The organism is Arsukibacterium sp., assembly GCF_033722355.1.
Classification (GTDB): domain Bacteria; phylum Pseudomonadota; class Gammaproteobacteria; order Enterobacterales; family Alteromonadaceae; genus Alishewanella.
On record NZ_JAWVZF010000098.1, the window covers coordinates 1 to 10,100 of the forward strand.

The window sequence follows — 10,100 nt, forward strand, 5'->3', positions numbered from 1 at the left end:
ATTACCTGATGGGTTTGCGCAATATCAGCAGCAGACAGCGGATTATTGTTCCAGCCGCCGCCTAAATTCATGCAGCCAAATACGAGCGGACTGTGCTGGCGCAGCTGGTTTGCCAGCGGATAACGATGTTCGGGCATAACAGTTCCTGTTCTAACGTAAGACAATCAGCCGCAGTCAGCTTGCAGCCACTTACCACTTTGCTGCATGGTCATTTGTTCGGCTTTACCATTAACCTGTGTGGTAAAACTGGCAGTGCCACTATAAGCTTTGCGACTGCTAAAAGTCATTTCACCTTCCCCACTGGTGGGTGGATTGGTATCACAGCTAAACGAAAAGCGGTAGCTGTTATCACCACTCTGGCTGATTTGCTGCTGGCAGCCATCCTGTTGCGGCAACTGGCCACCGTCAATTTGCTGTTGGGTCAGACAAACCTGCATCGAACGGCCTTTTAAGTCAAAAGACATACCCTGGCTGGCCATCATTTTTTCCATCATCTGGCGCTGTGCCGCCGGCATACTGGCCAGTTGCTGCTCCAGTTGTTGCATCGCGCGCTCCAGCTCACCGCTGGCAGTGGTAATACTGAAATTATGTTGCCATAAGCCAGGCTCGACATTCAGCTGCAGGGTTTCTGCATTGCCGGCTAAGCTTAAACTAATAACGAAGCTGCAAAAAGCAGTCTTCAGAATGCTGCCTGGTAATTTCCGGTAAACTTGCATGGTGATCCTCCGTGATGGTTAATCAAGACGATGACAACAAGATGCAAGCATAGAAGCTAACCAGCGAAACCGCAAAGCGGCAGGTTTATGGCAGCGACAGCTGATATATATCACCTTGCGGCAGCTGGCGTTTAACAAAATAGATAGCCTGATTACTGACACTGTACTGATGCACCAGCTCAGCACTGTGCGCCAGCAGCAAGGTTGGCTCAGTATCTGCGGCCAGCAATTTACGGAAAACCCCGGTGCCCGGTTGATAATAAATAATGCTCTCGTCCTGCAACTGCCAGTTCAGCCAGTTAATTTTGTCAAAATCAGCCAGCAGCAGTTGCTCCTGACCACTACTTAAATCCAGCTGCCATAAACCATCCTGATGAAATTTGCTGTAATAAAGCATCTGCGCTTGCTGATAGCCGCTGTAGCCACCCCGGCTGGTCAGTTGCTGGTGAATGGCGCCTTGCAGCTGATAGCGCCATAGTTGCCAGTCACCGCTTTTGTTGCTGCTGTAAATCAGACTGTTTTTATCCGGACCGGGATTAACGACATAGGCCTGATGTTCCGGCTCTATCAATTGTGTCAGCTGGCCAGTGGCCAGCTCCAGCTGATATATCGCGCCTTGCTGACTGAAATAAATGCTGCGCTCGTCAAACGACCAGCTGAACCTGATAAAACTGGCAGGTGCCGGTATCGCTGCCAGCATCTGTTCCGGGCTATTGTAAGGTTTTCGCCAGATCTGATGCAGACCGTGCCGGGTGGTTAAGAATAACAATTCGGAGTCGGGTTGGTTAACCCGGGGTAAAATATCCAGCCGCGAACTTTCAATATAAAGGCTGGCAGCAGCAGGGTCGGTGCTTGCGCTCAGTGGCAGCCGCCAGATATCGGCCTGTTGCTGCTGGTCAGCAAAGTACAGGCGCCCGCCACTGCTGGTAATGGAATTTACGGCTTGCTGCGAGTAAAAAAGATGATTAAGACCAGAATCTGCCGTAAGCGTAAACAGCTGATGACTTGCCGCCAGTACCAGTGGTTGGTCTGCTGGCCAGTTTAAGTCAACAACCTCAATATCCAGATCAACGGTGTGCCGGAGTATTGGTGACTGGCCTTCAGCTAACAGATAAAAACTCAGCCGGCTGCGTTGGGCGCTCAGATAACTGGCAACCGCCAGTTGCCGGCCATTTGCCGCGACAGCAAGCGCAGCAGCACCACTGAAGCTTGCCGGATCGGCCAGCGTGAGCTGTTGCTGATGGGTGGTAGCAAGCTGATAGCGATATACCAGATAGGGCCGGGTTTTGTCCTGGCGTAACCGGTAAAAAAAATAGTCACTGGCCGGGCCCCAGCTGGCCTCGAACACACTGTCATGCGGGCAGTCGAATAAAGCGCGTTCAGGACCGGCAGGGCGTAATGGCATTAACATGATCTGGCATTGATTACCGTCCAGCCTGCGGTACACCAGTTTATTGCCATCCGGGCTGATACTGCCATTTCGTGCCTGCAGCGGCCCGGCAATAAGTGGTTTGTTCTGCTGGCCACTGCGAAGCCACAACTGAATATTGCCCTCAGCATTGCGCCGGTGGTACAGCAACTGGCCATCATCACTGCTGCTGATATCAAATTCTGCGCCATCAAAGCTGGTAACAGGCGTTGGAATCAGCACTGTATTTTGCCCTGCCAGTCCTGCGGGCATTGACTGCTGCCAGACCCAGCCCGCTGCTGCAATGGCAACGGTGATAATCAGTGCCAGCCCTATTGTCATCTGCTTTATTGTTATGCCTGGCGGATCGGCGGCTACAGTGTCTGGCGGGGTATCGTTAAGCGCTCGTACCGGTGTTGCCGGCATGATTCCGGAAACCGTCGTTGCGCCCGGCTGTACCAGGCGGGCGTCAGGTAACAGGCAATAGCCCAGCTTGGGAATTGTTGCAATATATTCGGTTGCCGGATCCAGTCTGGTACAGGCTTTGCGCAGCAAACTAACGGCCCGATTGATGGCACTTTCACTGACAACCCGTCCTTGCCATACCTCACTAATCAACTGTTCGCGGCTTACCGGCTCATTAGCATGCCGGGCTAACAGCAGCAACAGCTGCGCCTGTCTGGGTTCCAGCGTAGATTGTCGGCCGGAATGTTGCAGGGTCCGGCGCTGCGGATCAAATATCAGCTGGCCAAGCTGCCATAACTGTTTATCCATTCGCTGGTTTAACTCCCTGTTATGTAGTCTGAAACGAATAATAAGCTTTTCATCATAAATCCATCATCTGGCCATTATCGCTATCTTTGCGGTTTGTCTTTAGTTTGGCCTGCGACTTTATGTTAACAGGAAAGCAATATGAAATTACAAGTAATAACACAGGCTTTAGCTGTCGTGCTATTAGTCGTCCAGCTTTGTGGTTGTCTCTCATCCGGCAGCGGCAAGACAGCCAACGTCGAGGTAAACAAAGATCTTATTAAAATACACGGCCGCAGCTATCTGCTGAAACTGCCCGCCAATTACCAGCCACAAAATAGTTATAAATTACTGCTGGCCTTTCATGGTTCAGGCGGCACTGCCAGCAGCATGCAACAAGCGGTGCTGTTAGAGCAGTATAGTGATGACTATATCGTTGCTTATCCTAATTCGAAAGAAGTCGAATGGAACGAGGGGTGTAACTGTAATATCGCCCACCGTAAAGGGGTAGACGATTTAGCTTTTGTCGACCAGGTTATTGCCGATATTCAGCAAAAGCACCAGATCACGGCCGGCGAAATTTACGCGGCAGGTTTTTCACAGGGTGCATTATTTACCCAGAATCTTGCCTGTAATCGCAGTACTGTTTTTAAAGCTTTTGCAACGGTAGCAGCACCAATGTCTGATCAGCTATCAACAAGCTGCGCGCCAGAGCAACCTGTATCAATCATGATGGTAATGGGTAAAGATGATGAGGTATTGCCCTATAACGGCCTGTCCCATGCTAATTTTGGTCTGAACTCTGCTACGCAGGCTATCAAACTTTTTGCAAGTTTGAATAGCAGTTTACCACTGGCGCAGCAGCAAACACTGGCAGCTGAAAAGGTGGAGCTGCTGAGTTACAGCAATGGCCGGCAAAAAGCCGAATTATTCAGTATCAAGCAAGGCCAGCACCAGTGGCAATTCAGTTCATTTGACACATCAGCCGAAATCCTTACTTTTTTCAGCCAGCTGGATAGCCAGCGCTTGCCTGAAAAATCCAGTCTGGTGCCAGCCGGTGACAAGAAGCTGCACGTTCGCGCTATGGGTGAACAACATGCCGGTCCGGCAGTGGTGTTACTGGCAGGCCCCAATGAAAATTACCACAGCGACAGCGCCTGGTTTGCATTGCTGCAACCGTTGCTGGCTGAAAAGTACCGGGTATATAGCATCGACCGGCTGGGTAATGGTTTCAGTGAAAGCGACGATAATCTGTCATACCGGCGGTTTGCTGGTGATCTCGCCAAAGTATTGCAGCAGCTGGACGAACAACAGGTGGTGATCGTGGCGATGGCCAGTGCCAGTATCAGCGCCCGGCTATTTTACCAGCAACAGCAGCAGGTGTTTGATATTAAAGCCATGCTGCTGATAGACCCGGACGTGCCCACCGCCAATGCCTTAAGCGTTTATCAGGGCTATCCGGCAGACTGGTATCTGGCAAATCTGGAAGCGTTGCTGCCGCATCTGGCCACGGGCGCCTGGACTGAACGTACCAGGGAAAAACTGCAGGCAGAGCGAAACCACGCTGAACAACTGGTTGGCGATAACCCACTGATGAACTGGCATTATTTTGATCTGATAAGCCAGCAGCGTTTGCTGATAAATCACCAGCAAAGCCGGGCGCGGGAAATTGCTGCTTACAGTGCTGATTTAAACGCTTACGCGGCGTTGCCAATGCTGACAGCGTTACCGGTATCGGTAATAGATACTGATTTCGAGCAGGCGCAGATAGATGCCAACCCCGGCAATGCCGAACAGTTGCGCTTATGGCAGCAGGAAAGTAATGCCTGGAATCAGCAGCAAGCCGAGCTTGCGAATGGGCAGTATATTCCGCTGAATGATAGTGACCATTTGGTCGCTTTGCACCAGCCTGAAAAAATTAAAGTGGCGCTGGACTGGTTATTTGCCCAACTTCAACTGCCTTAACATTACAGTGCGGCATCGCTATGGCGTATTAGCCGATAGTCGGTTAGATTTATATGACGCTAAGAGACAGGTAGACAGAAAAAATGAACCGACTCCGCCAAATGTTTTTTTCATCTTCCGTTGCAGGCACAGTGAAAGAGTTGGCGATTCTGACCTTTGGCATTTATCTGGCGCTGTGGATGGAAAACGAAGTTCAAACCTGGAAAGATCAGCGAAAAGAGAGTGAGTATATTGGCCTGCTTGCGGCCGATTTGCGTTCGGATCAAAAAGAGCTTGGCGTGATTCTGAGCCGTATCGAGCAAAAACTACAGACGTTACAGACCCAGTTGCAGGCAATAAATGATCCGCGTTACACCAGCGATCCGGAGTTTGCCGCAGCAACAGCGCTCACTGGCTCTGAAGCAGTAACCAATTATCATTTTTTTTCACCGCAGGATTTTACCTTGTTGTCGCTCAGGGAGTCCGGCGATTTTAAACTTCTTCGTAATCAGGAGATAAAATCCCAGTTGCTGGCTGTGCATAAAAGTTATGAAATATTACACCAGCTGCAGCAAAATTATCTGCAGGGTTTGGATGAAGAGTTCATTCCTTTATTAATCAGAAGCGTAGATATGATGGCCGGCACCCTGCAGGACCCGCAAATGCCACATAAGATTTTGTTTAAAAATATGATAGCGTTTGCCTTGAATGAAACCAGCCAGCGCAAACAATTTATTGAACGTACCCTGAGGAAAATTGAAGCGTTGCAAGTGGAACTTAACCGCGCGTTGCAATAAGGCGGGTAACCGGGCTTACAGCCAGCCTTTCTGCCGGGCAATCCGGGCCGCATCAATCCGGTTAGCGGCGTGTAATTTACTCATCGCCTCTGACAAATAGTTACGGGCGGTGCCTTCGGCAATATACAGCGCGCCAGCAATCTCGCTGGTGCTTTTACCCTCCGCAGCAAGCCGCAGCGCCTGGCGCTCTTTATCAGTAAGCGGGTCTTGCTCACCAAGCGAGTTTAACAGCAGTTCACTGTCGATTACTTTTTTGCCACTCATTACCTGAGATATCGCATTAACCAACTGCTCGACCGGTGCATCTTTTAACAAAAAACCACCCACCCCGGCATCCATCGCCCGTTTAACATAACCGGTGCGGCTAAAGGTAGTGATAATCACCACTTTGGTCGGCAACTGTTGTTGCTGCACATATTGCGCCAGCTCGATGCCGGTGTGGCCGGGCATTTCAATATCGCTGAGCAGCAAATCAAACGCCTGGCTTTTTAACTGCGCCAATGCCGCTTTGCCGTCTGCAGCTTCTGTCACGGCAAAGCCCGTTTCTAACCTGAGCAGACTGGCCAGCGCGGTGCGGACCATCGCCTGATCTTCAGCCAGTAATATATTCATCAACGTTGCTCCTTAAGGGGTAACTGAATAGCCGCTGTCAGCCCCGGTTGCTGCTGCAATGCCAAAGTGGCACCGATGGCAGCGAGCCGTTGGCGCAGGCCATTCAGGCCATTACCTTCAATAATGGTTACCGGCGGACCATTGTCACTGAATGCGATATGCAAATTATGGTTTTGTTGGGTAAATTGTAAGTGGCAACTGTCACCTTTACTGTGACGCATCACATTCGTCACCAGCTCCGTTAATGCCAGAATAACCGCCGTTTCCTGCTGGTTGCTCAGGGCCGGCACTTCGCCGGTTAACGTGGCCTGAAACCCGGCATCCCGTAACCGCGCCAGCAATTTGCTAACTTCTGCGGTCAGTCCCTGATGCTTATAGCCGGAAACACTTTGTCGTACCTGGCTTAAGGCATCGCGGGCTATCTGACTCAGTTCTGCCAGCTGCTGGCGGGCGGGCTCCGGTTGCTGATGTGCCAGCAGTTTGCTTGCCAGATCCGCTTTTAAAATCACACTTGACAGTGTATGGCCCAAAATATCATGTAAATCCCGGCCAATCCGCTCCCGTTCGACCATAGCGGCAAGTTGTTTGATTTCGTCTTCGCTTTGCTTTTCGGCCAGCCGGTGGCGCAATTTGGTCTGCTCGGCCCGGCCCAGAAAACTCACCGCCAGCACAATAGGAATACCCATCACTAAAAACAGCTTCCAGTGAATGCTTAGCAACGCATCTAACAGCACCAGTAAGGTAATCAGCAGCGACATCAGCAGCAGATAGCGGCGTAACGTATAGGCAAAGCCAATAAAAAAACCGGCATAAGCGAACATGGCGATAGAGCCCGGGTTAACCGGCGTGATCAACGCTGCGACCAGCACAATACCGGCAACAGGCCAGTGGATCTGCTTGCGGTGACAGTGATAGGCCCAGAAGTAACAAGCCAGAAAAGCAAGAAGTGCCGCGGTCATGCTCAGGTACTGCCAAAGCACAAAATCCACGGTAAATAACGGAACAATATAGAAAATAAGGTTTATCAGATAAACCCAGCTGAATTTCCGCTCCAGGCTTAGCCCGCTTGCTGTTGTCACCTTTATCCTCTTGCGCTGATGTGAGCCTGCTTAAACTTATTATTGACAGACGATGCCGGCTAATCCAGTGACAAATGTCATCTGTGACTGCTGACAATTGACACTATGGCCATGACAGGGTCTGACAGATACTGCAGCGGACGACAGGAGAAATCAACAATGAAACAAGCCAAAACGCTGTTGCAGCTGAAAAAGCTGACAAAACGATTTGCGGATAAAACCGTGCTTAACAATATCGATTTAACGGTTACTCAGGGTGAGATACTGGCTATTCTCGGCCCTAATGGTGCCGGTAAAACCACGCTGATCTCGGCCATGTTAGGCCTGACAGCCGCCGATAGTGGCGACATTTATCTGCTGGGACAACTGCAGCAGGGCACCGGACGTAGCAGTGCACTGCGCGCTCAGCTGGGGGTGATGCTGCAGATTGGCAGTTTAAGCGCCAATTTAACGGTGGCAGAGCAGTGCGATTTATTTGCCAGTTATTACCCCGCTGGCTACAGCGCACCGGAGCTGGTGACATTGGCCGGCCTTAATACTGAAGCCGGACAACGATTTGGCCGGCTATCCGGCGGCCAGAAGCAACGGCTGTTATTTGCGCTGGCGCTGGCAGGCAAGCCAGACCTGTTGTTTCTGGATGAGCCCACCCTTGGCATGGATGTGGAGGCGCGGCGCAAGTTATGGCAACGTATTGATCAGTTGCGACAGCAAGGTACCAGTATTGTGTTAACCACCCATTATCTGGAAGAAGCCGAGCAGCTGGCCGATCGGATTATGGTGCTGCATCAGGGCAAGTTTATCGCCAGTGGCAGCCCCGGCGAATTAAAGGCCTTAACCCGCTACAAGCTGGTGCAATGTTGCAGTGCCTTAAACGATGCAGCGTTATTGGCGCTGCCCGGAGTGCTGCAATTAAGCCGGCAGCAGGATGTCGTGACCTTGCATAGCAGCCATGTTGAGCAAACAGTGCTGGCGTTGCTAAGCCGGGACAACACAGTGAGTCAGCTGGAGGTGCGGCAAGTGGCGCTGGAGCAGGCGTTTTTACAACTGACCGCATCCTCTGCTGAGCACAGTAACACCCTGGGGGAGCAAGCCGCATGAGTACATTAACTATTTATCAGAAAGAAGCCTGGTACGATTTAATCAGTGTCTGGCGTACGCCGGGTTTTGTGTTGCCGGCGCTGACTTTTCCGGTGGTATTTTATCTGTTTTTTGGCGTGTTGTTCAGCCCGTCTGGCGCCGCTGGCCATGCAGCCTACATGCTGGTGACTTACAGCTGCTTTGGTATTATGGGGCCGGCTATGTTTAATTTTGCGATGAATATTGCCAGCGACCGGGCGCAGGGCTGGCTAACGTTAAAACGGCTGTCGCCGATGCCGGTCAGCGCGTATTTACTGGCAAAAATGATCACCAGTCTGGTATTTGCGTTATTGATCATTGTGCTGTTATTCAGTATTGCAGCCACTGTTGGTGAGGTCCGGCTCTATCACAGCCAATGGCTGAGCCTGGCGTTAATTATGCTGCTGGGGACCCTGCCTTTCGCGTTAATTGGCTTGCTGCTGGGGTTGACGCTAACTGATAAAGCGGCACCTGGCGTGGTCAATTTGCTCTATTTGCCGATGGCCTTTTTATCGGGGCTCTGGCTGCCCATTCATCTGTTGCCACAGTTTTTACAACAGCTGGCCTGGCTATGGCCAAGCTATCACCTGTCGCAACTGGGCTTAAAATTACTGGCCAGGGATCAGGGCTATCCGCTTGAGCTGCATCTGCTGATCCTGGTACTGACGACAGCGGTTCTGACCATCCTTAGTCTGTTGATCTTCCGTCGCTTTGCAGGAGTTAAGTAATGAAAGGTATCGTAATAATGATTAGCGCGGCGCTGCTGGTACTGTTTTTTATGCTGCTGCCACAGCCAGAACCAACCCTGGCAGCACGCCCTGCCGGGCCAGCGGCGGAGCTTACCGCTAACAGCTTTATTCTCGGGCCGGTCAGGCTGTTTGATGGTGAAACATGGCGTGATGAGCGTTTTGTCGAGATCCGGGATGGCCGGATTCAGCAACTTTACCTTGATAAACCCGCCAGCCCCTTACCGTGGCTTGATGGCAATAATCAATGGCTGATGCCAGGGCTAATCGACAGTCATGTTCATGCCTGGGACGATGCGCTTAAGCAGGCGCTTAATTTCGGGGTAACCACGGTACTGGATATGTTTGGTGACAAACAGTTTCTGTTGTCACAAAAGGTAGCCAGAACGGGGACTGCCCGCACAGATCAGGCCGACATCTATGGTGCCGGCACCCTGGTGACTGCACCAAAAGGTCATGGCACCCAATATGGGGTCAGCATTCCGGTAATAGAGAATGCTGACCAGGCCAGTGAGTTTGTCGCTGCGCGCCTCGCCGAAGGCTCAGATTTTATTAAAATTGTTTACACCTCAGATAAAGCATTGCGGCGGTTCAGACCATCCATTGATCTGGCAACGCTAAAAGCAGTAATTGCCGCCGCCAAAGCACATGATGTATTGGCAGTGGTGCATATCGCCGATTTACCCTCTGCTGAGGAGGCGATAGCAGCGGGTGCTGATGGCCTGGTACACAGTTTTTTCAGCGAACCGGTAAGCGATAAGTTGCTTAAGCTGATGGCTGACCGCCAGCGCTTTATCATTCCAACCATCACCGTGATGGAAGGCATGCTCGGGGGCAGAATAAATGACGAATTGTTGCTGCAGGCCCCGCCAGCCTGGCTGAAGCCGGCAGCGATAAACAGTTTAACGGAGCGTTTCAGCCATGCTGCAATC

General features: G+C 51.3%; 9 protein-coding genes. 5 read left to right on the forward strand and 4 right to left on the reverse strand.

What is annotated here, in order from left to right; translation table 11 throughout:
• Positions 1 to 164: 164 nt before the first annotated feature.
• Both R3177_RS09790 and R3177_RS09795 read right to left on the reverse strand, forming a co-directional pair.
• Complete coding sequence (locus R3177_RS09790; RefSeq protein WP_318970855.1) at positions 165 to 716, reverse strand: DUF3617 domain-containing protein; 552 nt, start codon at positions 714 to 716, stop codon at positions 165 to 167.
• An 85-nt stretch (positions 717 to 801) separates the two neighbouring features.
• Entirely contained in the window at positions 802 to 2,898 is a 2,097-nt protein-coding gene (locus tag R3177_RS09795) for a winged helix-turn-helix domain-containing protein (protein WP_318970856.1), read from the reverse strand.
• Positions 2,899 to 3,036: 138 nt separating this feature from the next.
• Here R3177_RS09795 and R3177_RS09800 point away from each other — a divergent pair, with 138 nt between their 5' ends.
• Entirely contained in the window at positions 3,037 to 4,839 is a 1,803-nt protein-coding gene (locus R3177_RS09800) for an alpha/beta fold hydrolase (protein WP_318970857.1), read from the forward strand.
• Positions 4,840 to 4,922: 83 nt separating this feature from the next.
• Entirely contained in the window at positions 4,923 to 5,615 is a 693-nt protein-coding gene (locus tag R3177_RS09805) for a hypothetical protein (protein ID WP_318970858.1), read from the forward strand.
• 15 nt (positions 5,616 to 5,630) lie between these two features.
• On the opposite strand, the gene R3177_RS09810 is transcribed toward R3177_RS09805, so the two are convergent.
• Together R3177_RS09810 and R3177_RS09815 are read right to left on the reverse strand one after the other, a co-directional pair.
• Positions 5,631 to 6,227 (reverse strand): response regulator transcription factor, encoded by a 597-nt coding sequence (locus tag R3177_RS09810; protein WP_318970859.1) that lies wholly within the window; start codon positions 6,225 to 6,227, stop codon positions 5,631 to 5,633.
• Positions 6,227 to 7,306, reverse strand: a complete 1,080-nt coding sequence (locus R3177_RS09815; RefSeq protein ID WP_318970860.1) for a sensor histidine kinase — start codon at positions 7,304 to 7,306, stop codon at positions 6,227 to 6,229. The genes R3177_RS09810 and R3177_RS09815 overlap by 1 nt, the downstream gene beginning before the upstream one ends.
• 159 nt (positions 7,307 to 7,465) lie before the next feature.
• On the opposite strand from R3177_RS09815, the gene R3177_RS09820 reads away from it, so the two are divergent.
• The 3 genes from R3177_RS09820 to R3177_RS09830 all read left to right on the forward strand — a co-directional run.
• Entirely contained in the window at positions 7,466 to 8,404 is a 939-nt protein-coding gene (locus R3177_RS09820; protein ID WP_318970861.1) for an ABC transporter ATP-binding protein, read from the forward strand.
• Positions 8,401 to 9,150: an ABC transporter permease gene (locus tag R3177_RS09825; RefSeq protein ID WP_318970862.1), complete on the forward strand. Its 750-nt coding sequence runs from the start codon at positions 8,401 to 8,403 to the stop codon at positions 9,148 to 9,150. The genes R3177_RS09820 and R3177_RS09825 overlap by 4 nt, the downstream gene beginning before the upstream one ends.
• Positions 9,150 to 10,100: amidohydrolase family protein (locus tag R3177_RS09830; RefSeq protein WP_318970863.1), on the forward strand; the 951-nt coding region annotated here is incomplete at its 3' end. The genes R3177_RS09825 and R3177_RS09830, both read left to right, overlap by 1 nt.

Excerpts from the sequence above, each read along its gene's own strand:
- R3177_RS09810 (WP_318970859.1), bottom strand. The coding sequence starts at position 6,227 with ATGAATATATTACTGGCTGAAGATCAGGCGATGGTCCGCACCGCGCTG.
- R3177_RS09820 (WP_318970861.1), top strand. The coding sequence starts at position 7,466 with ATGAAACAAGCCAAAACGCTGTTGCAGCTGAAAAAGCTGACAAAACGA.
- R3177_RS09800 (WP_318970857.1), top strand. The coding sequence starts at position 3,037 with ATGAAATTACAAGTAATAACACAGGCTTTAGCTGTCGTGCTATTAGTC.
- R3177_RS09805 (WP_318970858.1), top strand. The coding sequence starts at position 4,923 with ATGAACCGACTCCGCCAAATGTTTTTTTCATCTTCCGTTGCAGGCACA.
- R3177_RS09825 (WP_318970862.1), top strand. The coding sequence starts at position 8,401 with ATGAGTACATTAACTATTTATCAGAAAGAAGCCTGGTACGATTTAATC.
- R3177_RS09790 (WP_318970855.1), bottom strand. The coding sequence starts at position 716 with ATGCAAGTTTACCGGAAATTACCAGGCAGCATTCTGAAGACTGCTTTT.
- R3177_RS09795 (WP_318970856.1), bottom strand. The coding sequence starts at position 2,898 with ATGGATAAACAGTTATGGCAGCTTGGCCAGCTGATATTTGATCCGCAG.